A 23,053-nucleotide genomic window follows, 5' to 3' on the forward strand; every position below is an offset into this window, starting at 1 on the left:
CGCTATACTTTGCCCATGAACGATACCGCTACCCCACTCTCCTATTCCGACGTCGAACAGGCCGCCGCGCGCATCGAAGGCGCGGCCCACCGCACACCGGTCCTGACCTCGCGCACCGCCGACGCCATGGCCGGGGCGCAGCTGTTCTTCAAGGCCGAGAACTACCAGCGCATGGGCGCATTCAAGTTCCGCGGCGCCTACAACGCCATCGCCAGATTCAGCGAGGCGCAGCGCCAGGCCGGCGTGCTGACTTTCTCCTCGGGTAACCACGCGCAGGCGATCGCCCTGTCGGCCAAGCTGGCCGGCATCAAGGCCGCCATCATCATGCCGAAGGACGCGCCGGAGCTGAAGGTGCGCGCCACCCAGGGCTATGGCGGCGAAGTGATCTTCTACGACCGCTACACGGAAAACCGCGAAGAGATCGGCGCCCGCCTCGCCCAGGAGCGCGGCATGACCCTGATTCCGCCCTACGACCATCCGGACGTGATCGCCGGCCAGGGCACGGCCGCCAAGGAGTTGTTCGAGGAAGCCGGCGAGCTGGACATCCTGCTGGTGCCGCTCGGCGGCGGCGGCCTGCTGGCCGGTTCCGCGCTGGCGGCCTCGAAGCTGTCGCCCAATTGCGTCGTCATCGGCGTCGAGCCGGAAGCCGGCAACGATGGCCAGCAATCGCTGCGCAGCGGCCAGATCGTCGACATCGGCGTGCCGCAGACCATCGCCGACGGCGCCCAGACCAGCCACCTGGGCCAGCACAACTTTGCCGTCATCAAAAAGCTGGTGTCCGACATCGTCACCGTCAGCGACGCCCAGCTGGTCGAGACCATGAAATTCTTTGCCGAGCGCATGAAGACGATCGTCGAGCCGACCGGCTGCCTGGCCGCGGCGGCCGCCCTCCACGGCATCGTGCCTGTGGCCGGCAAGAAAGTCGGCATCCTGATCAGCGGCGGCAACGTCGACCTGGCGCGCTTCGCCAAGCTGACCGGCGCCTGAGGCATCCGCCTTGGGCGGCAGTGATGGCAATCCTGAAGAACGGGCGGTAAAAACCGCTGTAATCGTGGCTTAGAAAGCAATAGCTGCCCGTTATTCTTCTTCCTAGTTTGATATTTCACAAAAGGGAAGATGATGTTTTCAGGATTTATCCATCTGTCGTCGAATGCAGTGATGCTGGCAATGGCGATCTCGTTCATATTGACCATTGTCGGCAGCGAGCTGTATCTGCACAGGTCGCGCAGCCACCGCGCCATCACCTTCCACCCCTTCCTGTGCCAGTGCTTCCGCATGTGGTTCTTCCTGACCACCTTCGGCATGACCGCGAAAGCCTGGGTCGCCGTGCACCGCAAGCACCACGCCAAGACCGACACGGTCGAGGATCCGCACAGCCCGGTCATCCACGGCCTCGGCGGCGTGCTGACCAAGGGCGTGCTGCTGTACCGCAAGGCCGCGACCGATCCGCAGGTGATCAAGACCTACGGCGTCGGCGTCAAGGAAGACTGGATGGACACCCACCTTTACACCAAGCACCGCTTCAAGGGCGCGTGGTTCTTCCTGCTGGCGGAGATGGCGCTGTTCGGCGCCGAGCATGGCCTGACCATCTGGCTGTTCCAGCTGTCGGTGTCGCCGGTGTGGGCGGCAGGCTTCATCAACAGTTTTTTCCACGTGGTCGGCTACCGCAACTTCGATACCCGGGAACACTCGCGCAATTTCTTCCCGATCGGCATCATCTTCTGCGGCGCGGAACTGCACAATAACCACCACGCCTACCCGGCCTCGGCCAAGACCTCGATGCGCTGGTGGGAGTTCGATGCCGGCTGGCTGGTGATCCGCATCCTGGCCTTCTTCCGCCTGGTGACGATCAACCGCGTGGAAACCGGGGTGTTCGAGGCGCGCGACCGCAGCGCCCTGCACGAGACCGGGGTCAATGCCTGAGCGCGTTAAGCCGCGCACAGTCGGGCCCGCGCCGCAGGCGTAGAGTTAGCTGGCAGCATAACTCTATAAGGAGGCCACAATGACCAAGTTCCAGAAGATCCTGATCGCCAGCCTGCTCGCCGGTTCCTTCGGCAGCGTGACTGTCCCGGCCCTGGCCGACACCGTCATCATCCGCGAAGCCCCGCCGCCGCCGCGCTCCGAGCGCATCCCGGCGCCGCGCCGCGGCCACGTCTGGGCGCCCGGCCACTGGGAATACCGCCACGGCCGTTACGTGTGGACGCGCGGCACCTGGCTGCGCGAGCGCCACGGCTATGCCTACAACGCCCCGACCTGGGTCGAGCGCGACGGCCGCTGGGTGATGGAACGCGGCGGCTGGCGCCGTGGCGACCGTGACGGCGACGGCATCCGCAACGGCCACGACCGCGACCGCGATGGCGACGGCGTACCGAACCGCATGGACGCCCGTCCGAACAACCCGAACCGCAGCTAAGGGTTCATTCGGGGACCGTGGCAAGGCTGACCGTAAAGGTACTGCCCTTGCCCGGTCCCTGGCTGTGCGCGGCCACCGTCCCTCCGTGCAGGACCACGATGTTCTGCACCAGCGCCAGGCCGATGCCCAGGCCACCCCGGATCCGTTCCGGCGCGTGATCGCCGCGGCTGAACAGGTCGAACACGTGCGGCAGCAGCCTGGCCTCGATGCCGGCGCCGTCGTCGCGCACGGCGATCCGCACCGCCGGCGCCTTGAGCGTCACCGACAGCACGATCCGTCCGCCGGGCGGCGTGTACCTGGCCGCATTGTCGAGCAGGCTCACGAGCACCTGAACCAGGCGCTTGACGTCGCCGATCACGGCCGCACTCCCCGCTTCCTGTTCCACCATCAGCGCATGGCCGCGCGCCTCCATCAGCGGCAGCACCTGCTCGACTGCGCTGGCGACGATGGCGCCGACCTCGACCCGGGTCCGTTCCAGCTGGATCTGGCCGCGCATGACGCGCGACACGTCCAGCAGGTCGTCGACCAGTGAGCCCAGGTGCTGCACCTGGCGGCCGATGTCTTCGCTTGCCTTCAGCACCCGCAGGTCGCCGGCGCCGGTGGCCTTCAATACGTCCATCGCCTTGGCGATCGGCGCCAGCGGCATGCGCAGCTCCTGCGCCAGCGTCGCCAGGAACTCGTCCTTGCGGCGGTCCTGCTCCTGCAGCGAGCCATACAGGCCTGCGTTCTCGAAGCCGTTCGAGGCGATCGAGGCCAGCTGCACCAGGATGGCCTCGTCTTCTTCCGTGAATTCGCCCTGGTGCTTGTCCCAGGCTTCGATCAGGCCGATGTTGTTGCCCTTGCGGTCGACCAGCGGCACCGCCAGGCGCGCGCGCATCGGCGGCGGCTCGGCCGCGCCCTCGACGCGGGACACCGCCTTGACCGCCTGCCGCAGATGCGCCCCTTCGCTCAGCGACACGCCCGCATGGTGCACCTCCAGGATCGCGCGCACCTCTTCCACCAGGGCCTCGGCGATCTGCTGCGAGGACAGCGCGGTGTTCAGGGTGCGCGAGGCCTGGGCCACCTTGGCCAGCAGCGCGGAATTGCGCTTCTCGCGGTCCAGTCGCTGGGCCAGCTCGGCCTGCGCCATGACGCGCTCGTGGATGTCGGTGTTGGCGCCTATCCATTCGCGCACCGCACCTTCGGCGTCGACGATGGGCACGCTCTTCACGGCGGTCCAGCGGTAGGCGCCGTCGGCCCGCCGCAGCCGGTATTCGGTCTCGAACACGGTGCGCGTGGCCACGCATTCCTGCCACAAGGCCCGGGCCCGTTCCAGGTCCTCGGGATGGATGGCGGACAGCCAGCCGAAGTCCTTGCCCTCGGCGTAGGACTGGCCGGTATAGGCGCGCCACGAAGGCGAGTCTTCCTGCACCCGGCCGTCCGAGGTGCTTGTCCAGACGATCTGGGAGGTCGCCATCACCAGCGAGCGGAAACGCTCCTCGCGCACGCGCAGGGCTTCCACCGCCTCCACCTGCTCGGTGATGTCGTCGTGCATCAGCATGACTTCGACCACGGTCCCGTGCTCGTCCTTGACCGGGTGGGCCAGCGCCTTCACCCAGCGCGCCTGCGCCGCGCCGTCGAAGCGGGAGACGTCGAAGCGGATCGGCGGGATCTCGACCGATTCGCCGGCCAGGGCGCGCCGCAGGTAGGCGGTGACGCCGCTGGCGACCAGCTGCGGATCGGTCAGGACGTTGAGTTCCCCGCTGAGGAACATCTGCTTGACCGGATGGTCGTCGTGGAACTGGAACAGCGTCTCCCAGGCCTTGTTGACGGCCAGCGTACGCCCGTCCAGCGCGAGGATCTGGATGCTGACCGGCGCCTGCTGGAACAGGGTCTGGAAGCGCTGCTCCTGGCTGGCGCCATGGCGCACGGCAGGCGCCGGGGTGGTGGGTTCGTTATGCATGATGGTTCATACCGTATCGGGACTGAGCGCGAGACTGACCGTAAATGTGCTGCCCTTGCCCGGCCCGTCGCTGTGGGCGTGCACCGTACCGCCGTGCAGGACAACGATGTTGCGCACCAGGGCCAGCCCGATGCCCAGGCCGCCCTGGGCGCGGTCGGGGGTGCGCTCGGCCTGGGTGAACAGGTCGAACACCTGCGGCAGCAGCCGGGCGTCGATGCCGATCCCGTCGTCGCGCACGGCGATGTGCACCTGGCCGTCGCTACGCGCGGTCGACAGCAGGATGCGGCCGCCGCGCGGGGTGTACTTGGCCGCATTGTTCAAGAGGTTGACCAGCACCTGCACCAGGCGCTTGGCGTCGCCGGTGACGGCGGCGGCGCCGTCCTGCCGTTCGATCGCCAGGACCTGCTCGCGCGCGTCGAACAGGGGCCGCGCCTGTTCGACGGCGCTGGCGACGATGGCGCCGACTTCGACCCGCACGCGCTCCAGCTGGATCAGGCCGCGCGTGACCCGCGAGACGTCCAGCAGGTCGTCGACCAGGGAGGTCATGTGGCGCACCTGGCGGCCGATGACTTCACTGGCCCTGGCCACCTTTTCCTCGCCGGCGCGGCCGAACTTCAGCATGTCGGCGGCCGCCGAGATCGGCGCCAGCGGATTGCGCAGCTCGTGCGCCAACATCGCCAGGAACTCGTCCTTGCGCCGGTCCTGCTCCTGCAGCGAGGCGAGCAGGCGCATGTGCTCGGCCTGGGCCATGATCATGTCGTGGATGTCGGTGTTGGCGCCTATCCATTCGCGCAGCGTGCCATCCTCGTCGACGATGGGCACGCCCTTCACCGCGGTCCAGCGCCAGGCGCCGTCGGCGCGGCGCAGGCGGTACTCGGCTTCGAACACGCTGCGGGTCGCCACGCAGTGCGCCCACAGGCGGGCGGTGGTGTCGCGGTCGTCCGGGTGCAGGGCGTCGAGCCAGCCGTATTCCTTCCATTCGTCGTAGGTCTGGCCGGTGAAGGCGCGCCACGAGGGCGAATCTTCGAGCACGCGGCCGTCGGCGGTATTCGTCCAGACGATCTGCGAGGTCGCCATCACCAGCGAGCGGAAACGCTCCTCGCGCACCCGCAGTTCGCTTTCGGCCACGATGCGCTCGGTAATATCTTCGTGCATCAGCATCACTTCGAGCACCGCGCCGCTGTCGTCCTTGATCGGATGGGCGCGCGCCGTGACCCAGCGCGCGTGCACCACGCCGCCCTCGAGGCGCCCGACGTCGTAGCGGATCGCGGGAATCTCGACCGACTCCCCGCCCAGCGCGCGCCGCAAATAACCGGCGATGCCGCTGGTGACCAGCTGCGGGTCGGTGAGCACGTTGTAGTCGCTCAGGATGAAGCGGTGAAGGTCGGTGCCCTCGTGGATCTGCCACAGTGCTTCCCAGGCCTTGTTGACGCGCAGCGTACGGCCGCCGGGTGCGAGGATCTGGAGGCTGACGGGCGCCTGGCGGAACAGTTCGCGGTAGCGCAGCTCCTGGTTCGCGGTGTTGTCTGGGTCGGATGGCATCCGAACATGATGGCATAGTCAGGCAGGATCAGGCAATGTTTGGACGGGATCCTGCTACCGCCCGCAGGCCGCCCGCTCCTACCATGGAAGGATCGTTCAACAGGAGATCCACCATGCGCATCATCGACACCATTTACGTCAACGGCGAATTCGCCGCGCCGCACGGGCGCGAGCCGCTGGTCCTGGTCGACCCGGCCACCGAACGCGACACCACCACCGTCATCCTCGCCGACGAAGTCGACGCCCGGCGCGCCATCGCGGCGGCAAAGGCGGCCTTCCCGGCATTTTCGCGGACCACGCGCACCCAGCGCATGGAATGGCTGCAGGCCCTGTCCGCGGCGGTGGCGGCGGCCGAGGCGGACATCGTCGAGGTCATGGTTGCCGAATACGGCGGCACCACGGCCATGGCGCAGGGCACCGCAAGGCGCGCCGCCGCCTCCTTCGCGCTGGCGCGCAAGGTGCTTGCCGACTACCCCTTCGAGCGCGAGGTGGGCGGCGCACGCGTGCACATGGTGCCGCACGGCGTGGTGGGGATGATCACGCCCTGGAACGCCAACATCGGCTTCATCGCCAGCAAGCTGGCCATGGCCATCGCTTCCGGCAGCACGTCCGTCATCAAGCCCAGCGAATTGAGTGCCGCGCAGACGGAACTGCTCACGCGCGTCCTGCACGGCGCCGGCCTGCCGCCGGGGGTCTTCAATATCGTCACCGGGCGCGGCGACACCGTGGGCGCCGAGATCGCGCGCCATCCCGACATCGCCAAGATCTCCTTCACCGGCTCGACCGCGGTCGGCAAGGCCATCGCACGGAGCGCCGTCGACAGCATGAAACGCGTGACCCTGGAACTGGGCGGCAAGTCGCCCACCGTGTTCCTCGACGACGCCGACTTCGCGAAAGCGATGCCGGTGGCGGCGATGGCGGCCGTCATGAACAGCGGCCAGGCCTGCATCGCCGGCACCCGCCTGCTGGTGCCGCGCAGCCGCCTGGCGGAGGCCCAGCAACTGGCGGTGCGCGCCTTCGACGCGCTGGTGGTCGGCCCGACCGCCGACCCGCGCGTCAACGTAGGGCCGATGGTCACGCGCAAGCAGTGGGAGCGCGTGCAGGGGTATATCCAGCGCGGTATCGAGGAAGGCGCGACCCTGCTGACCGGCGGCCCGGGCCGGCCCGAAGGCCTGGAGCACGGCTGGTTCGTGCGCCCGACCGTATTCGGCGGCGTCAGCAACGACATGGCGATCGCACGCGAAGAAATCTTCGGCCCGGTCCTGTGCATCATCCCCTACGACACGGACGAGGACGCGCTGGCGATCGCCAACGACACCCCCTACGGCCTGCACGGCTACGTGTTCGGCGCCGACCCGGCCCGCGCGCGCAGAATGGCCGAGGGCATCCAGGCCGGGCGCGTGTTCATCAATGGGCTGTATGATATTCCCGAGGCGCCCTTCGGCGGCTTCAAGCAATCCGGCCTGGGACGCGAGTTCGGCGTCTTCGGCTTCGAGGAATATCTGGAACCGAAAGCCATCATGGGCCATGACACACCGCTCTGACATCGATGCCGTCGACACCCTGCGCGCGCTGGTGGAAAGCCGCATGGCGGGCCAGCCCGCCGGCGCGCTCGACCTGCCGACCGCCCTGCCCTGGCTGTCGCTGATCCGCCGGCCGGCGCCGACGCCGGCCGGGCGCGGCATCCTCACGCCCTCGGCCTGCCTGCTGGTGCAGGGAGAGAAGGAGATGCTGGTCGGCCAGCAGGTGCTGCGCTATGGACCCGGAAGCTATGTGCAGGCCGGCGTCGCCATGCCGGTGTCGGGCCAGGTCACGCGCGCCAGCGCGCAGGCGCCCTACTACGGCATCCGCATCGACCTCGACCCCAGGGAGATCGCCGCCTTCCTGCTGGAGATGCAGCCGGCGCTGCCGCTGCCGCTCGGCGGCGCGGAGGCGCCCGTGGTCAGCGTCGAGCGCGCCGATGCAGCCATGCTGGCGGTCTTCGTGCGCCTGCTGCAGCTGCTGGAGCGGCCGCGCGACCTGCCCGTGCTGGGCCGGCTGGCGAAGCAGGAACTAATCTACCACCTGGTCACGGCGCCCGGCGGCGCGGCTCTCGTGCACGGCCTTGGCGGACAGCGCGAACGCGCGGTCGGCGATGCCATCGACTGGATCCGCACCCACTACAACGAACCGCTGCGCATCGATGCGCTGGCGCGCGCCGTGCACATGAGTCCATCGGTGCTGCACCGGCGCTTCAAGGCCGCCACCGTGATGAGCCCCTTGCAGTATCAGAAGCAGGTGCGCCTGCTGGAAGCGCGCAAGCGCCTGATGAGCGGCGAGGCGGAAGCGGCCAGCGTGGCCTACGAGGTCGGCTACGAGAGCCCGTCCCAGTTCAGCCGCGAATACCGGCGCCTGTTCGGGGCCCCGCCGCTGAAGGACGCGCAGCAGCTGCGCGGACGGCAGGAAGTCCTACAGCCCTAGGGCGAGGCGGCCTACGGGCAAGGTGAGCAAACGAACAGAATGCAGCAGACGCGGCGCGCACACTGTGGCCATACCACAGGAGAAGATCATGAAGCGTCCAGTCAAACTGCTGAGCATTATTGCCGCTGCCGCGCTGTCGGCATCGGTGGCTGCGCCGGTAATGGCCGGCAACGAAATCGTGAAGTGCGTCGATTCCGCCGGCCACGTGACCCTGACCGACCAGCCCTGCGAAAGCGGAGCCTCGACCGTCAAGCTGTCGAGCGAGACGCCGCTGCCGAACCGCCACGTCGTGACGCCCGGCGAGCTGCGCCATGCCAGCTGGAAACGGCCGCAGGTGGACCGCCCCGCCACGCTGTCGCGCGATATTGCCACCCTGAAGGAAGCCCGCCGCATGCTGATGCTGCAGGAAACCCGGCCGCGCCTGGCCGGCTTGAACTGATCAATGTAGGTCGCGCAGCGGCGTAACGTCCATCAGCGCCGGCTCGTTGGCCGAAGCGCCCAGCGTGCGCACCAGCTGCAGCACGTCCTCGCTCTTGATGAAGCTGGCCGACGAACTGGCCGTCAGCAGTTTTTCCGGCGGCTGCGAGCGCGCGATCGCGTAACCCTGCACGTAGTCGACGCCGATTTCGGCCAGGGTACGCACCGTGCCGGCATCCTCGGCCCACTCGGCAATCGTCTTCATGCCCAGGTTGACCGCCAGGTTGACGATCGCCTCGACGATGGCGACGTTGGCCGGATGGGCATTGATGTTGACGATGAAGTTACCGTCGATCTTCAGCACGTCGGCCGGCAGTTCCTTCAGGTAGGAGAAGGAGGTGTAGCCGGCGCCGAAGTCGTCCAGCGCCACCTTCACGCCGAAGGCGCGCACCTGGTCGATGAAGCGGCGCGTGTTGTTCAAGTCGTGCAGGGCCACGCTTTCCGTGATCTCCATGCACAGGCGGGCGGCCACGTGTTCGTGGCGCGCCAGGATTTCCAGCGTGTCCTGCACGAAGCGCTCGTCGTTCAGCGAGGCGCCCGACAGGTTCATGCAGACGAAGCGGGTATTGGTCAGCGTCTCGACGTGGTCTTCGATCCAGCCCAGGGGGCTCGACAGCACCCAGCGGTCGATCACGCCCATGCGTCCGCTCTTCTCGGCCGCCGCGATCAGCGGGCCGGCCGGCGACACGCGGCCGTCGGCCTCGCGCATGCGCAGCAGCACTTCGAAGTTCAGCGACTCGTAGGGCGAACGCAGCGACATGATCGGCTGCATCTCGAGGAACATGCCTTCGGTCGCGTTCGGGCCGTTCAGGCGCGCCACCAGGTTCAGTTCGGCCTCGCGCTCGTGGAAGGCGCTCGAACCGCGCTTGTACACGACCAGGCCTTCGGTGTTGCCGTCCTTGGCTTCGCGGCAGGCGCGGTCGGCGGTCGAGACGGCATCCTTCATCGCCATGCCCGGCGCCACTTCGATCAGGCCGACCGAGCCGCGCACGTGGAAGGCCTTATCGCCGACGCGGTAAGGCGAGCCGCCGATGCGGTCGACGATGCTGCGGCAAATCAGCGAAGCCAGCGAGATCGCCGTATCCGGCATCACGATCACGAATTCGTCGCCGCCCACGCGGCCGACCTGCTGGCCGCCGGCCAGCGTCATCCCCACGCGTTCGCAGACCTGCTTGAGGACTTCGTCGCCGGCGGCATGGCCGAACAAATCATTGATTAACTTGAACCGGTCGAGGTCGAGGTAGGCCAGGGTCAGCGGCCGGCCCGGCGCCGCGCTGGCGGCAACCGTCTCGAACATCTTCTCGATGCCGCGGCGGTTGAAGACCTTGGTCAGCGGGTCGTTGTTGGCCATGAAGCGCAGCTGCTCGGTGGCGCGGGTCTTTTCGGTGATGTCTTCGAGGACGCCTTCGATGCGGCCGTGGGCCAGGGTCGCGCGCACCAGGAAGCGGCGCTCGCCCTCGCGCGGATCGAGCTCGAGCTCGACGCTGAGCTGGGAATGCACCTGCTCGCGCATGTGGCTCCAGGTCGCGTCGCTGAAGAACTGCTGCCAGCGGGTGCGTCCCGGCGCCAGCTCGTCGCAGTCGAGCATGCGCCGCAGCGCCGGGTTGGCGGACAGGAAACCGCCGTACTGGTCGAGGGTGAACAGGCCGACCGGCATCGCCTCGTAGGCGTGTTCGAGCTCGGCCTGGGCCGCGATCCGCTTCTTGGTCTCGATGCGCATCTGCTCGGCGATGGCCAGCGCCGCCAGCAGGCTGGATGCCAGCGCCGCCGTCACGCTGTTGACCACGTTCAGCAGCTGGGGCACGCCGAGGGCGGCGGAGAACACTTCGGTCAGGCCGCCCACGTAAGTCACGACGAAGGAGGCGGCAAACCAGATCGCCACCCGCGACTGCGAGCGCAGCATCACGTTGACCAGGCCCAGGATCATCAGCGACAGCCCGGCCGCGACGATGCCCCACATCACCGGCAGGAAGCTTCCGTAAGGCAGCCAGATCGCGCAGGGCAGCAGGACCATGCACAGCCACTGCATGACGCGCAGCGGCGTGATGAAGCGGGTGCGCTGCAGCTCGGGGCCGAACAGGGTCATGTACAGCGTGAGCGTCGAGATCGAGTACAGCGCCATGGTCAGGGCGCGGCTCGGCACCAGCCAGTCGGCCGGCACCATCTGGCCCAGCCACTGGGTGTCCCAGCCGGCCGACAGCGCGCCCACGCGCAGGTTCAGGATCAGCCAGGCGGCGAACTGCAGGTAGATGGCCTGGCGGTTGATGATGGCGGTGATCAGGATGAACAGGCTCAGCACGATCATGCCGCCGTCGAGCAAGCCGGACTGGCGGTGGAACTGCTCGGTCGAGAGCGCCAGTTCGCTGGCCGGCCACAGCAGCGCGGTCAAGCGCGCCGGGCCCGAGAAGGTGGCGCGGCACAGCACCTCGGCCGGCAGGTTCCGCAGGCGCAAAGCAAAGCCCGACTTGACCGCGGCTAGCGCACCGCGCTCCCCGCCATGCGTGGCTTCGCCGAGAACTTGCAGGGTCGCGGCATCCCAGCACTGGATCGCGAGCGCGTGACGCGAGGGGAATTCGACGACGTCGCCGGACACGCCATGGGTGCGCAGCCTGAACCACAGCGGCGCTTCGGAAAGATGGGTATCGTAGAAGGGGACCTGCTCGGCCGTCGCGAGTTCGCGCAGCGCCGCGGCGGGCGTCAGCGGGGCGCCGGTCTCGGCGGTCGCGTACACGCCTAGCGGCTGGCCGCCGGACACCACGTCATGGCTATTCCACAGGACCAGGGCCAGTACCGAGACCAGGGCCACGCCGGCGGGCACCAGGTAAACCGACAGCAAACGCATCGTCGCCTCGACGATGCGATGCGCGGCCATCACCGGGAGCTTCTTCTGCAACGGAGTGGGTGGCTGGAGCGGCTGAAACATAAGGGCAATCGATTGAACGACAATTGCCCGCAAGCATACAGCCTGCCTATGATTCCGTCATGCAAATTTTTCTTTAAACAGCAGCAAACTGCCTGATCGGGCTTGCAAGGTGCGCAACTTGCGGCCTAACTGCGCCGATCTTGTGGCGCGTCCGCAACCCGCCGATCTGAATGTCCGGATGGCTGGTCTGGCGCACGAACTTCAGCAGCGGATGCTTGGCGGCGGTCCAGCGCGCCTCGGCGGTGGCGATCTCGAAAGCCATCACGCGGTGCGGAATGTTGCCGACATGGCTGAGCGGAATCATCTGGCCTGGCGCGAACACGTCGGTGAACATCAGCTGTTCGTACTGGCGGTCGATCGGCGCGCGGCCGGTGGCGATCGCGAATTCGGTGCCGCTCTGCTCCCAGAACTGGAAGAAAGCCTTCATCAGTGCGACCTTGACCACGTGGCCGATGCGTCCCTCCGACACGCCCAGGCGGGTCACCTCGGCCAGGCGGCGGCCTTGCAGCCAATCGGGCAGCTCGATCGACTCCTCGAGGTGCAGAGGGCCGTGCTGGTTGGTCTGGATCCGTGCGGTGCCCAGCGCGGAGCCGTCCAGCTTGGACTCGGCGAGCAGCACGACGGTGTCGTCCGCGTAGTCACAGGCTTCGGGCATGGCCAGCGTGCGCGCAAAGTCCGGCACATGGCGCGCATAGGCGGCGTGGCGGATCTTCACCGCCTTCCAGAGGGCTTCGTCAGTGTCGACGCGGCGCACCGTGAACGGCAGGCGCTCCGTCGGCATGTCCTGCTTGGCGGTAGCGGAAAGAAAAATGGCGGGGTCGCGCATATCCATGGCAAAGCTTCCTTCGGGAGAGATAACGTCACTTGTTTTGATAATTATCAATCCTTCAAAAAAATCCTAAACCTTGATGAAATGCACTTTTTACCCCTAATTCATTTATTTTCAGACGAGCGTGCTAAAAGCGCTTGCGGCCCCCGTCGCCTTACATGAAGCGGGCCGTGCCGGCCACCCGGATCGAGCTACCGGCTTCCTCGCCGATATCCGCGTGCAGGCGCGAACGCATGCCCATGTCCTCGCCCTGCACCACGTCGATCGCGCCGCCATGCGGCCAGCCGAGGTCGCGCAGATAGCCGGCCAGGGCCGCGGTGCCGGCGCCGGTGGCCGGGTCCTCGTACACGCCGCCGAAAGCGAAGGGATTACGGGTATGGAACAGGCGCGCGCTTTCGGCCCATGCCAGCACGATGGTCGGCATGCCGTAGGCCCGCATCAATTGGCGGCCCGCCTCCAGGTCGTAGCGCATCGCGGCCAGCAGGTCGCGGCTTTGCAGGGCCAGGACCAGGTGGTCGTTGCCGCCATGGGCCAGGCCGGGCGGAATGCGGGTATCGAGGTCCGCTTCGCTGTAGCCGAACAAGGCCAGCGCCTCGGCCACCAGTTGCGGATCGGCCGGCGCGCTGCGGGTCGGCGGCGACTGCAGGGCCGCCCAGGTCAGGCTGCCTTCGCGCCGGCCCTCGACGGTGATGTTGGCCTGGTTCAGGGCCAGCGGATAGACGCCGTCGCCGAATTCGCGCGCCAGCGCGGCGCCGAGGGCGATGGTGGCGTGGCCGCAGAACGGCACCTCGGCCTCGGGCGAGAAGTAGCGCACGCGGAACCCTTCCCCATCGCGCGCGGCGAAGGCGGTTTCGGAAAAGCCCACTGCATGCGCCAGGCGCTGCATCTCGGCATCCGGCGGCAGGGCCGCGCCGATCCAGACGCCGGCAGGATTGCCGCCCTCCCCGCCATCGGAAAAGGCAGCAATGCGCAAGACTTCGGCGGACGATGTGCTCATGAAAGGCTCCTCGAATTGTTGAAAAGAAAACCATCATATAGCCGCGCCGCAAATCTTGCTGGAGGGCTTGACGTTCGCAAAGGGCCGGCTTATAGTTAGACAATCATCTAATTAGAGAAGAATCGAACATGACGGGCAAGCTCACTGCCGCCTTCAAGGCCATCGCCGATCCCACGCGCCGCGAGATCCTGCACCTGCTGCGCAAGGAGGAGATGACGGCCGGCGACGTCGCCGCCCGCTTCGACATGACCAAGCCGACCATGTCGCACCATTTCTCGGTGCTGAAGGAGGCCGGCCTGGTCAGCAGCCGGCGCGAAGGCCAGACCATCTGGTACGCGCTGAACACGACGGTCCTGGAGGACGTGCTGGCCTGGACCATGGACATGGCGCGCGGCGCCAAGGGAGAAAAAGAATGACGAAGCAACGCTTTTTGTGGATGGCGGTTCCGGTGTTCCTGCTGGTTTTGGCGGCGACCGTGTTCGTATACCGCGATCTGCCCGCGACCATTCCCACGCACTGGGACGCGGCCGGCCAGGTCAACGGATACGGCCCGCGCGCCACTGTCTTCCTCCAGCCGCTGATCATGGGCCTGATGATCCTGCTGTGGCCCGGGCTGCCGCGGGTCTCGCCGGACAAGTTCCGGGTCGAAGGCTTCAGCGGCACCTGGTGGTTCAGCGGCCTGGTGACGGTCGGGCTGCTGGCCTATATACAGTGCATCCTGCTGGCGGTGCTGGGCCATGGATCGCTGGACATCGGCCGCGCCCTGTTCGGCGGCATCGGGATCGCCATCGTCCTGCTGGGGAACGTGCTGGGCAAGGTGAAGCGCAACTTCTGGCTCGGCGTGCGCACCCCATGGACCCTGGCCAGCGACCGGGTCTGGTACGCGACGCACCGGCTGGCCGGCAAGAGCATGGTCGTGGGCGGACTGGTGGTGGTGGCTGCGGCGCTGCTTGGCTTGCCCGGGTATGTGGCTACCGCGGCGCTGTTGGCGGGGGCGCTGGTGCCGGTGGTGTTTTCGCTGGTTTACTACAAGCGGCTCGAACGCACTGGGGGCGCGTGAACTGCGTGGGCTCGGAGAGCCCACCCTACATCGCGTAGGGTGGGCACCCCGTGCCCACGCTGCTTACTTAAAACCCCGGCGGCCTTTCGCCTGCCACTCCCGCCACCTTCTCCAGCGCCAGTCCCACGCGCCCGATCGTCCCCTCATCGAACAGCCGCCCGATCAAGGTCACCCCATGCGGCACGCGCCGCGGCGGCGAGAAGCTCGGCAGCGGCTGCGCCGGATTCGGCGCCCAGTCGGACCTCGCCTGCCCCACTTCCACCGAGCCGGTGCGCAGGGTCAGCGAAGGATGGCCGGTGAAGTTCGAGATCGTCAGCATCTCGTCGCGCAGCGAAGGCACCAGCAGCAGGTCGACCTGCTGGAAGATGCGCGCCATCTCCAGCGCTACCTTGCGGCGCATGCGGTCGCCCTGCACGAAGTCGACTGCCGACAGGAAGCGCGCCTCGCGGAACAGGTTGGGCCAGGCGTCCGGCACCTGGGCCTTCAACTGGTCGACGCGGTGGTCCAGCGTGATCTCTTCGAAGGCCGCCGCCGCTTCGGCGAACAGCACCGTGTTCAGCGACTGATAGGGCCAGTCCGGCAGCGTCACCGGCACCGGCGTCAAACCCAGCTTTTTGAGGTTCTCCAGCGCGGCGCGGTCGACCTCGGTGGCCGGCGCTTCCTTCATCCAGTCGGCAAAGTAGCCGACCTTCAGGCCTGCCACCTTCGCATTCGCGTCGTAATCGAGATGCGCCGGCACGCCGGCGACGTCGCCCGCATCGACGCCGGAAATCGCCTTCAGCACCAGCATCGCATCCTCGACGCTGCGCGTCATCGGGCCGAGTTTATCGAGCGACCAGCACAAGGTCATGGCGCCGGTGCGCGGCACCCGGCCATAGGTCGGACGCAGGCCGGTGACACCGCAGCGCATGGACGGGCTGACGATGCTGCCGCCGGTCTCGCTGCCGATCGAGAAGCCGACCAGGCCCGCCGCGGTGGCCGCGCCCGGGCCGGCGCTCGATCCCGAGGCGCCCTCTTCCAGCAGCCACGGATTCATGGTCTGGCCGCCGAACCAGATGTCGTTCAGCGCCAGCGCGCCCAGGCTCAGCTTCGCGACCAGCACGGCGCCCGCCGCATCCAGCTTCGCCACCACGGCCGCGTCCTGCGCCGGCACGCGATCCTGATAGAACTCCGCGCCCCAGGTGGTGCGGATGCCTTTCGTGTCCAGCAGGTCCTTCACGCCGTAGGGAATGCCGTGCAGCGGGCCGCGGTATTTGCCGGCCGCGATTTCCTTGTCGGCCAGGCGGGCACGCGCGAGTGCGTGTTCCTCGGTCAGCGTGATCACGCTGCGCAGCTTGCCGTCGTAACGCTTGATGCGTTCGATGTAGATGCGGGTCAGGCGCTCGGACGTGATGGCGCGGCTTTCGATCCAGCGCGAGAGTTTCGCTACCTCCGCGAAGGCGATGTCTTCGTCCTTCTTCGGCAGCGGGCCGGCGTCGTTGCGGCTGCGGACGAAACGCTCGCGCGCAGGACCCGCGGGTGCGCCGACCGCTGCAGCCGGATGCCAAACCGTCGCCGGCGCCACGCTGTCCTCGATCGCCAGCTTGCGCGGGCCGGTGCGCCGCTCCATCGTCGAGGCCAGCGATACGCGCCAGCTGCCGGCCGCCATCCGGCGCTCGGCCGGGCTCAATCTCACCTGCAGCAGCTTTTCGGCTTCCGCAAAGGTCGTGGGCGTGACGTCCGGGCCAACCGGCGGCGTGGCGCCGAAGGTGGGCGGCGCGCCGGGCGTATCGGCGACCTGGGGAAGCGGTTCGGAACGGGCGGCCCCGGCGACGGCGAGCAGGCCGAGGGGCGCATTGATCAGGAACTGGCGGCGTTGTGTCATGAATCCTCAGCTGGTTGGCATGATAGCTCTGTCCGACGATGCTAACTCATGCGTGAGCAAAACAACAAGCCGCCGATACGAAATCAAATCCGGCCGAACACCAGGCTGGCGTTCACGCCGCCGAAACCGAAACCGTTCGAGATCGCATAGTCCGTGGAGATCCTGCGGGCCGCGCCGGCAACGATGTCCACCCCATCCGCCGCCGGGTCGGGCTGCACCAGGTTCAAGGTCGGCGGCGCCATCTGGTCGCGCAGCGCCAGCACGGTGAAGATCGCCTCGACGCCGCCCGCCGCCCCCAGCAGGTGCCCGGTGGCCGACTTGGTCGCCGACACCGCCGGACCGCCGCCGGCGCCGAAGACCGCCTTGATCGCCGCAAGCTCGCTGGCGTCGCCGGCCGGGGTCGAGGTCGCGTGCGCATTCAGGTGGCCGATCAGGGCCGGGGCGATGCCCGCCTGGCGGATGGCGGCCTGCATCGCGCGCCGCCCGCCATCGCCGTCATCGGGAGGAGAGGTCATGTGATACGCGTCCGCGCTGGTGCCGTAGCCCAGCAGTTCGGCGATCGGCACGGCGCCGCGGCGCAAGGCGTGTTCCAGGTCCTCGATGACCAGCATGCCCGCGCCCTCGCCCATGACGAAGCCGTCGCGCGCCTGGTCGAAGGGCCGCGAGGCCTGCACCGGGTCTTCGTTGAAGCCGGTCGACACAGCCCTGGCGGCGGCGAAGGCGCCCAGGCTGACGCGGTCGATGCAGGCGTCGGTGCCGCCGCAGACGGCGATATCGGCTTCGCCGGCGCGGATCATGCGCGCGGCGTCGCCGATGGCCTGGGCGCTGGCGGCGCAGGCCGTGACCGGGGAGCCGATCGGGCCGCGCAAGCCGTGGCGGATCGAGATCTGGCCGGCCGCCATGTTCGCCAGGAAGCTCGGCACAGTGAAGGGCGACAGCCGCTTGGGCCCGCGCTCATCGGTGGTGCGCACCGCCTCCGCGATGGTGCCGAAGCCGCCCACGGCCGAGGCCACGATGGTGGCGGTGCGCTCGCGCTCCTCGTCGGTCTGGGGTTGCCAGCCGGCCTGCGCCAGCGCCTCGGCGGCCGCGGCCAGGGCGAACAGGCTGAAGCGATCCATCTTCTTCAGGTCCTTGGCCTCGGCGGCGAGCGCGGGGTCGAAGCCCCACGGCCGCTCCGGCGCCAGCGCGGGCACGAGGCCGCCGACCTTGGACGGAATGCCCTCCGCCAGCGCCTCGTCGAGGGGAGCCAGTCCCGAACGGCCCTGCAGCAGGTGGGCCCAGGCGGTTTCGACCCCACATCCCAGGGGCGACACAATGCCCATGCCAGTCACGACGATGCGTTTCGCTTTCATTCTTGCTCCCCACAAATAGATGACAATGCGCAAAGTGCGCCATCGAATGACGCCAGTATAGGGGAGCCGCGCCCGCACATTTGCCGCATCGCGCCAAGATATATGCAAAGTGCGCCATAATGGCAAGTATGAATCCGCCATGGCAAAACTCCGTCACCGTATCGACCCGCGTCCTGCACGAGATGCTGCACGCCCTGCGCGGCAGCCGCGGCAAGGAGGTGGCGGAGCGCGCGCTGGCCAGCGCCGGCATTCCGCGGCCGCTGCTGCACCGCGCCGACGCGCGCATCACGCGCCAGCAGTATGGTTCGCTGTACCGCGCCATCGCGGCCACGCTCGACGATGAGATGCTGGGCCTGTGGTCGCGGCCGATCCGCAGCGGCACCCTGAAAAACCTGATGCTCAGCCTGCTCGACGCGCCGACCGTGCTGGTAGCGCTGAACCGTTTCGTCCGCTTCTGGAATCTGCTGCTGGACGACTACCGCCTGCACATCTCGACCAGGGACGAGGCCGTGCGCATCGCCCTGCTGGAAAGGACGCCGGGCACGGAGATCAAGCCACTGGGCCACGCGCTGATGATGAAGCTGATCCACGGCACCGCATCCTGGCTGCTGGGACGTGAAATCGACCTGCTCGAAGCCGGCTTCCATTTTCCCAAGCCCCGGCATGTCGAGGACTATGTGTTCATGTTCCCGGGCGAGGTGCACTTCGAGTCGGCGGCCACCGGCATCGCCCTCGCCTATCAGGATTGCGCAGCCGCGTTCAAGCGCGAGAAGCACGAGCTGTGGGCCTTCCTCAAACGCGCGCCCGAAGACTGGGTCTTCCGCCCGCTGGAGAGCGGCACCATCGTCGCCAGGACCCGCGCCCATCTCGAGCAGGCGCTGGCCGAACCGCTCACGATCCAGGACCTGTCCTCGGCCCTGCACATGTCGGTGCGCACCCTGAACCGCCGCTTTGCCGAAGAAGGCACCCACTTCCAGCAGGTGAAGGATGGCCTGCGGCGGGACATCGCCGTGCATCGCCTGACGCATTCGAACATCGCGGTGGCGGCGCTGGCCTTCGACCTGGGCTTCGCCGACGCCACCGGCTTTTGCCGCGCCTTCCGGCACTGGACCGGCAGCAGCCCCGGCGACTATCGAAAGGACGCGCGCGAAGAAGAGTGAGGGCTGCGCTCAGCGGGTCTCGAGCACGCCCGCCAGACGCCTGGCCAGAAAGTCGACCAGGGCCGCCACGCGCGGCGCCAGCGCCTCCTGCTTGTAGAACACCGCCCACACCGGCTGGCTCCAGGGCAGCGCGCTCTGCTCCAGCACCGGCACCAGGCGTCCGGCGGCGACGTCGGCGGCGGTGAGGAAATCCGCCAGGCTGGCCATGCCCGCCCCTTCCACCGCCAGGTGGCGCAGGGTCTCGCCGCTGGATGCCGTCACCTGGGGCTTGGCCAGATAGCCCTCCTGTCCGCCGTCGCTGAGCGGCCAGGTGTTTAGCGAAGCCGGCGCCGTGAAGCCCAGCAGGCGGTGCCTGGCCAGATCGGCCACCTTGCCTGGGCGGCCGTGCCGTTCCAGGTAGCCTGGCGCAGCCAGCACGCGGATCCGGCTATGGCCCAGCAGGCGCGCGTTGAGGCTGGAATCGGGCAGGATGCCGATGCGGATCGCGACGTCGACTTTTTCCTCGATCAGGTCGATGTAGGTCTCGCCGCTGGTCAGCTCCAGCGTCACCTGCGGGTACTCGTCGAGGAAGTCCGCCACCAGCGGCGCCACCAGGTGGTCGAGCGTGGGCGTGGCGGCGTTCACGCGCACCAGTCCCGCCGGATGGCCGCGCCGTGCGGCTGCCTGCGCCTCGGTATCTGCGAGTTCCGCCAGCACCCGCCGCGCGCGCGCCAGCAGCCAGGCCCCTTCCGCAGTCAGGTCGAGGCGCCGCGTGGTGCGGTGCATGAGGGTCATCCCCAGCTCCTTTTCGAGCCGCGAGACGGTGCGCGAGACACCCGAAGGCGTCTGCCCCAGCTGCTGGGCGGCGGTCGAGAACGAACCCGTTTCCGTGACGGTGACGAAGGTAATCAGGGCGCCGACATCGAGCATTTGTGACTCCGAGTCAAAAGTCTATTGTACGGCAGCATGTTTTTCTTGCACGCCGCAACGGTCAGAATGCTGGTCTCGATCAAAGGCAACAGGAGAATCACCATGCCACTCGCACTTTGGGCGCTCACGCTGAGCGCCTTCGCCATCGGGACGACGGAATTCGTGATCGTCGGCCTGATCCCCACCATTGCCGCCAGCCTGCAGGTGTCGGTGCCTTCGGCCGGCCTGCTGGTGAGCCTGTATGCGCTGGGCGTCGCCATCGGCGCGCCGGTGCTGACCGCCCTCACCGGCCGCGTGCCGCGCAAATTCCTGCTGCTCGCGCTGATGCTGCTGTTCACGGCCGGGAACCTGATCGCCTGGATGGCGCCCGGCTACGAAGCGCTGATGGCGGCGCGCGTGCTGACCGGTCTCGCGCACGGCGTGTTCTTCTCGATCGGCTCGACCATCGCCACCAGCCTGGTGCCGAAAGAGAAAGCGGCCAGCGCGATCGCCCTGATGTTCAGCGGCCTGACCGTTGCCCTGGTCACCGGCGTGCCGCTCGGGACCTTCATCGGCCAGCACTTCGGCTGGCAGATGACCTTCCTGGCCGTGTCCTTGCTGGGCGTGATCGCCTTCATCGGCATTGCGCTGCTGGTCCCGGACAACATCGCACGCGGCAAGCCGGCCTCGCTGCTGACGCAGGTGGCGGTGCTGAAGAAGCCTCGCCTGCTGCTGGTGTATGCGATGACGACCCTCGGCTACGGCGGCACCTTCGTCGCCTTCACCTACCTGGCGCCCATCCTGCAGCAGGTGGCCGGCTTCTCGGCCGGCGCTGTCGGCCTGGTGATGCTGGTGTACGGCGTTTCGGTCGCCTTCGGGAACATCTGGGGCGGCAAGCTGGCCGACCGCAAGGGCCCGGTGCGCGCGCTGCAGATCGTATTCGCGCTGCTGGCAGCCGTGCTGCTGGTGCTGCAGTTCACCGCCGCCAACAAGATCGCAGTGCTGGTCACCGTGCTGGCCTGGGGCGCGGTCGCCTTCGGCAATGTGCCGGGGCTGCAGGTGTACGTGGTGCAGCGCGCCGGCCGCGATGCGCCGCAGGCGGTGGACGTGGCTTCGGGCCTGAACATCGCCGCCTTCAACGTCGGCATCGCGCTGGGCGCCTGGGGCGGCGGCATCATCGTCGACCGCATCGGCCTGATGGCCACGCCCTGGATCGGCGCGGTCGTCGTACTCGGCGCGCTTGCACTGACGACGCTGGCCGGACGCCTGGACCGGCGCGATGCGGCGCGCGGCATCGCGGCGCCTGCGTCGACCGAGTCCGTCGTCCTCACCCATTGAATTCATTTTAAGAGAACAAGCATGAACATGATCCCCCAACTCGGTCTTGGCACCTTCCGCCTGCAGGGCCAGCAAGCTGTCGATTCCGTCCGCAACGGCCTCGAACTCGGCTACCGCCACGTCGACACCGCCCAGATCTACGGCAACGAAGCCGAGGTCGGCGAGGCGCTGCAGGCATCCGAGGTGCCGCGCCGCGAGCTCTTCGTCACCACCAAGATCTGGACCGAACACCTGGCCGGCGACAAACTGATTCCCAGCCTGAAGGACAGCCTGCACAAGCTGCGCCTCGAGCAAGTCGACCTGACCCTGATCCACTGGCCCTCGCCGCAGGACGCGGTGCCGGTGGCCGAATCGATGCAGGCTTTAATGGAAGCGCGCAGCCAGGGCCTGACCGGTGCGATCGGCGTGTCGAACTTCACGAACGCGCTGCTGGCGCAAGCGATCGCCGCAGTGGGTGCGCAGAACATCGCCACCAACCAGGTCGAGCTGCATCCCTTCCTGCAGAACCGCAGCGTGGCCGCCTTCGCGCGCGAACATGGCATCCACGTGACGGCTTACATGCCGCTGGCGTATGGCAAGGTGCTGGCCGATCCTGTGATTTTGGCCATCGCGGAGCGTGTGAAGGCGACGCCGGCGCAGGTGGCGCTGGCGTGGTCCATGGCGAAGGGGTATGCGGTGATTCCTTCTTCAACGAAGCGCGAGAACCTGGCGGCGAATCTGGGGGCCTTGGGTGTTCGCTTGTCGGCGGACGACATCGCCGCGATCGATGGGCTGGAGCGTGGAGAGCGCCTGGTCAGCCCGGACTTCGCGCCGGCCTGGGACCGTTGATCCGTCGTTCCCGCGAAAGCGGGAACCCATGCTGAGGTGACTAAAGACGCTCAGTATGGATTCCCGCTTTCGCGGGAATGACGTTATTTCAGCGGGCAGGACGTTATTTCAGCGGGAACGACGTACTACTTTTCCTGCTGTTCCAGCTCCGGATAATGCCGGAAAATCCCCTCCTCATTGAACGCGATCCGCCGCTTCGACTTCAGATAGGCCGCAATCCGCGGCCGCGCCGCCACCCGATCACGCAAGGCTCCCAATAGCGGATAGCCCGCATCGATCCGCGCCATGGTCGCCGGGAAGGCGTAGCGCAGGCCCTCGACCAGCTGGAACAGCGACAGGTCGGCATAGGTGAGCGTGTCGCCCGTCAGGTAATCCTTGGGTTCCGGCCGCGCCAGGATGCCCTCGAAGTAATCGAGGAATTTGGGGATGCGCGTTTCGATGAAGTCGGCCGAGCGGCGCTTGGCTTCCGGGCGCTGGTCCTCGTAGTACAGCGAAGTCGCGATCGGATGGTGGGTCTCGTGCACTTCCGCGACCAGGTCCGCGATGGTCAGCTGCAGCTGGTGCACCCACAGGCCGCCGGCTTCTTCGGCGGGCGCCAGGCCATGGTGCTGCCCGAGGAACAGCAGGATGTTGGCGGTCTGGCCGATCGTCAGCCCGTGCGCCTTCAGGAAGGGCGGCGCGAACGGCGGGTGGTCGGGGCCATCCATCGCCGCCAGCATGCGCGCCATGCCGCCCGGTTCGCGGGCGACGTCGATGTAGTCGACGCCCGCTTCTTCCAGCGCCAGCCGGACGAATTCGCCGCGTCCCTGGATCGTCGGCCAGTAAAAAAGTTCGTACACCATGCGCCACTCCTCAACTTATTCGGGATGACTCAATTATTCATGAGGATTTCGATGTTCGGCGCGGCAATCGTGCTAGTCTTGCAAATGGCGAGCTTTGCCTGACAAAAAATCAACAAGAGACATCGTGATCACGAAGAA

General features: G+C 67.5%; 20 protein-coding genes. 11 read left to right on the forward strand and 9 right to left on the reverse strand.

Translation table 11 applies throughout. The features are described from left to right. The first annotated feature begins 15 nt into the window (after positions 1-15). The 3 genes from AC07PE_RS00440 (at position 16) to AC07PE_RS00450 (ending at position 2,413) form a co-directional block, all read left to right on the forward strand. Positions 16-987, forward strand: coding sequence for a threo-3-hydroxy-L-aspartate ammonia-lyase (locus tag AC07PE_RS00440; protein WP_498760685.1), 972 nt, complete (start codon positions 16-18; stop codon positions 985-987). Between the two features lie 132 nt (positions 988-1,119). Beyond that, positions 1,120-1,923, forward strand: coding sequence for a fatty acid desaturase (locus tag AC07PE_RS00445; RefSeq protein ID WP_498760686.1), 804 nt, complete (start codon positions 1,120-1,122; stop codon positions 1,921-1,923). Between the two features lie 79 nt (positions 1,924-2,002). After that, positions 2,003-2,413: a YXWGXW repeat-containing protein gene (locus tag AC07PE_RS00450; RefSeq protein WP_498760687.1), complete on the forward strand. Its 411-nt coding sequence runs from the start codon at positions 2,003-2,005 to the stop codon at positions 2,411-2,413. 4 nt (positions 2,414-2,417) lie between these two features. On the opposite strand, the gene AC07PE_RS00455 is transcribed toward AC07PE_RS00450, so the two are convergent. Both AC07PE_RS00455 and AC07PE_RS00460 read right to left on the reverse strand, forming a co-directional pair. Next, a complete protein-coding gene (locus tag AC07PE_RS00455; RefSeq protein WP_498760688.1) occupies positions 2,418-4,355 on the reverse strand; it encodes a sensor histidine kinase in 1,938 nt (645 codons plus the stop codon). 6 nt (positions 4,356-4,361) lie between these two features. Beyond that, positions 4,362-5,897 carry a sensor histidine kinase gene (locus AC07PE_RS00460; protein ID WP_498760689.1) on the reverse strand — a complete coding sequence of 512 codons (1,536 nt, stop codon included), beginning with the start codon at positions 5,895-5,897 and terminating at the stop codon, positions 4,362-4,364. Between the two features lie 113 nt (positions 5,898-6,010). Here AC07PE_RS00460 and AC07PE_RS00465 point away from each other — a divergent pair, with 113 nt between their 5' ends. The 3 genes from AC07PE_RS00465 (at position 6,011) to AC07PE_RS00475 (ending at position 8,796) form a co-directional block, all read left to right on the forward strand. Beyond that, positions 6,011-7,441 (forward strand): aldehyde dehydrogenase family protein, encoded by a 1,431-nt coding sequence (locus AC07PE_RS00465; protein WP_498760690.1) that lies wholly within the window; start codon positions 6,011-6,013, stop codon positions 7,439-7,441. Further along, a complete protein-coding gene (locus AC07PE_RS00470) occupies positions 7,425-8,357 on the forward strand; it encodes an AraC family transcriptional regulator (RefSeq protein ID WP_498760691.1) in 933 nt (310 codons plus the stop codon). The genes AC07PE_RS00465 and AC07PE_RS00470 overlap by 17 nt, the downstream gene beginning before the upstream one ends. 88 nt (positions 8,358-8,445) lie before the next feature. Then, a complete protein-coding gene (locus AC07PE_RS00475; RefSeq protein WP_498760692.1) occupies positions 8,446-8,796 on the forward strand; it encodes a DUF4124 domain-containing protein in 351 nt (116 codons plus the stop codon). Here AC07PE_RS00475 and AC07PE_RS00480 read toward each other — a convergent pair whose 3' ends face one another. The 3 genes from AC07PE_RS00480 to AC07PE_RS00490 form a co-directional block, all read right to left on the reverse strand. Then, positions 8,797-11,727, reverse strand: a complete 2,931-nt coding sequence (locus tag AC07PE_RS00480; RefSeq protein ID WP_498760693.1) for an EAL domain-containing protein — start codon at positions 11,725-11,727, stop codon at positions 8,797-8,799. It lies immediately after the preceding gene. Between the two features lie 103 nt (positions 11,728-11,830). Next, entirely contained in the window at positions 11,831-12,589 is a 759-nt protein-coding gene (locus AC07PE_RS00485; protein ID WP_498760694.1) for a hypothetical protein, read from the reverse strand. 151 nt (positions 12,590-12,740) lie between these two features. Then, positions 12,741-13,583 (reverse strand): PhzF family phenazine biosynthesis protein, encoded by an 843-nt coding sequence (locus AC07PE_RS00490; RefSeq protein WP_498760695.1) that lies wholly within the window; start codon positions 13,581-13,583, stop codon positions 12,741-12,743. 128 nt (positions 13,584-13,711) lie between these two features. On the opposite strand from AC07PE_RS00490, the gene AC07PE_RS00495 reads away from it, so the two are divergent. Next, positions 13,712-13,999 carry an autorepressor SdpR family transcription factor gene (locus AC07PE_RS00495; protein WP_498760696.1) on the forward strand — a complete coding sequence of 96 codons (288 nt, stop codon included), beginning with the start codon at positions 13,712-13,714 and terminating at the stop codon, positions 13,997-13,999. Further along, complete coding sequence (locus tag AC07PE_RS00500; protein WP_498760697.1) at positions 13,996-14,643, forward strand: SdpI family protein; 648 nt, start codon at positions 13,996-13,998, stop codon at positions 14,641-14,643. The genes AC07PE_RS00495 and AC07PE_RS00500 overlap by 4 nt, the downstream gene beginning before the upstream one ends. A gap of 67 nt (positions 14,644-14,710) precedes the next feature. On the opposite strand, the gene AC07PE_RS00505 is transcribed toward AC07PE_RS00500, so the two are convergent. Then, positions 14,711-16,507, reverse strand: coding sequence for an amidase (locus AC07PE_RS00505; protein ID WP_498760698.1), 1,797 nt, complete (start codon positions 16,505-16,507; stop codon positions 14,711-14,713). Positions 16,508-16,590: 83 nt separating this feature from the next. Beyond that, entirely contained in the window at positions 16,591-17,859 is a 1,269-nt protein-coding gene (gene fabF, locus AC07PE_RS00510) for a beta-ketoacyl-ACP synthase II (RefSeq protein ID WP_498760699.1), read from the reverse strand. 128 nt (positions 17,860-17,987) lie between these two features. On the opposite strand from fabF, the gene AC07PE_RS00515 reads away from it, so the two are divergent. Next, positions 17,988-19,019 carry an AraC family transcriptional regulator gene (locus AC07PE_RS00515; RefSeq protein ID WP_498760700.1) on the forward strand — a complete coding sequence of 344 codons (1,032 nt, stop codon included), beginning with the start codon at positions 17,988-17,990 and terminating at the stop codon, positions 19,017-19,019. Between the two features lie 9 nt (positions 19,020-19,028). Here the strand turns inward: AC07PE_RS00515 and AC07PE_RS00520 are convergent, their stop codons facing one another. Next, the gene (locus tag AC07PE_RS00520; protein WP_498760701.1) at positions 19,029-19,928 is read right to left on the reverse strand and encodes a LysR substrate-binding domain-containing protein; all 900 of its coding nucleotides are present in this window, start codon (positions 19,926-19,928) and stop codon (positions 19,029-19,031) included. Positions 19,929-20,030: 102 nt separating this feature from the next. On the opposite strand from AC07PE_RS00520, the gene AC07PE_RS00525 reads away from it, so the two are divergent. Together AC07PE_RS00525 and dkgB are read left to right on the forward strand one after the other, a co-directional pair. Next, complete coding sequence (locus tag AC07PE_RS00525; protein WP_498760702.1) at positions 20,031-21,245, forward strand: MFS transporter; 1,215 nt, start codon at positions 20,031-20,033, stop codon at positions 21,243-21,245. A 21-nt stretch (positions 21,246-21,266) separates the two neighbouring features. Continuing rightward, on the forward strand, positions 21,267-22,073 hold the full coding sequence (dkgB, locus tag AC07PE_RS00530) for a 2,5-didehydrogluconate reductase DkgB (protein WP_498760703.1): 807 nt from the start codon (positions 21,267-21,269) through the stop codon (positions 22,071-22,073). A gap of 125 nt (positions 22,074-22,198) precedes the next feature. On the opposite strand, the gene AC07PE_RS00535 is transcribed toward dkgB, so the two are convergent. Further along, positions 22,199-22,915, reverse strand: a complete 717-nt coding sequence (locus tag AC07PE_RS00535; protein ID WP_498760704.1) for a glutathione S-transferase — start codon at positions 22,913-22,915, stop codon at positions 22,199-22,201. Positions 22,916-23,053: the final 138 nt, after the last annotated feature.

The organism is Telluria sp. GW821-FHT07G12 (genome assembly GCF_059418525.1).

Bases quoted from the DNA above. Each gene is read 5' to 3' on its own strand.
- AC07PE_RS00440 (WP_498760685.1), top strand. From the start codon at position 16: ATGAACGATACCGCTACCCCACTCTCCTATTCCGACGTCGAACAGGCC.
- AC07PE_RS00445 (WP_498760686.1), top strand. From the start codon at position 1,120: ATGTTTTCAGGATTTATCCATCTGTCGTCGAATGCAGTGATGCTGGCA.
- AC07PE_RS00450 (WP_498760687.1), top strand. From the start codon at position 2,003: ATGACCAAGTTCCAGAAGATCCTGATCGCCAGCCTGCTCGCCGGTTCC.
- AC07PE_RS00455 (WP_498760688.1), bottom strand. From the start codon at position 4,355: ATGCATAACGAACCCACCACCCCGGCGCCTGCCGTGCGCCATGGCGCC.
- AC07PE_RS00460 (WP_498760689.1), bottom strand. From the start codon at position 5,897: ATGCCATCCGACCCAGACAACACCGCGAACCAGGAGCTGCGCTACCGC.
- AC07PE_RS00465 (WP_498760690.1), top strand. From the start codon at position 6,011: ATGCGCATCATCGACACCATTTACGTCAACGGCGAATTCGCCGCGCCG.
- AC07PE_RS00470 (WP_498760691.1), top strand. From the start codon at position 7,425: ATGACACACCGCTCTGACATCGATGCCGTCGACACCCTGCGCGCGCTG.
- AC07PE_RS00475 (WP_498760692.1), top strand. From the start codon at position 8,446: ATGAAGCGTCCAGTCAAACTGCTGAGCATTATTGCCGCTGCCGCGCTG.
- AC07PE_RS00485 (WP_498760694.1), bottom strand. From the start codon at position 12,589: ATGGATATGCGCGACCCCGCCATTTTTCTTTCCGCTACCGCCAAGCAG.
- AC07PE_RS00490 (WP_498760695.1), bottom strand. From the start codon at position 13,583: ATGAGCACATCGTCCGCCGAAGTCTTGCGCATTGCTGCCTTTTCCGAT.
- AC07PE_RS00495 (WP_498760696.1), top strand. From the start codon at position 13,712: ATGACGGGCAAGCTCACTGCCGCCTTCAAGGCCATCGCCGATCCCACG.
- AC07PE_RS00500 (WP_498760697.1), top strand. From the start codon at position 13,996: ATGACGAAGCAACGCTTTTTGTGGATGGCGGTTCCGGTGTTCCTGCTG.
- AC07PE_RS00505 (WP_498760698.1), bottom strand. From the start codon at position 16,507: ATGACACAACGCCGCCAGTTCCTGATCAATGCGCCCCTCGGCCTGCTC.
- fabF (WP_498760699.1), bottom strand. From the start codon at position 17,859: ATGAAAGCGAAACGCATCGTCGTGACTGGCATGGGCATTGTGTCGCCC.
- AC07PE_RS00515 (WP_498760700.1), top strand. From the start codon at position 17,988: ATGAATCCGCCATGGCAAAACTCCGTCACCGTATCGACCCGCGTCCTG.
- AC07PE_RS00520 (WP_498760701.1), bottom strand. From the start codon at position 19,928: ATGCTCGATGTCGGCGCCCTGATTACCTTCGTCACCGTCACGGAAACG.
- AC07PE_RS00525 (WP_498760702.1), top strand. From the start codon at position 20,031: ATGCCACTCGCACTTTGGGCGCTCACGCTGAGCGCCTTCGCCATCGGG.
- dkgB (WP_498760703.1), top strand. From the start codon at position 21,267: ATGAACATGATCCCCCAACTCGGTCTTGGCACCTTCCGCCTGCAGGGC.
- AC07PE_RS00535 (WP_498760704.1), bottom strand. From the start codon at position 22,915: ATGGTGTACGAACTTTTTTACTGGCCGACGATCCAGGGACGCGGCGAA.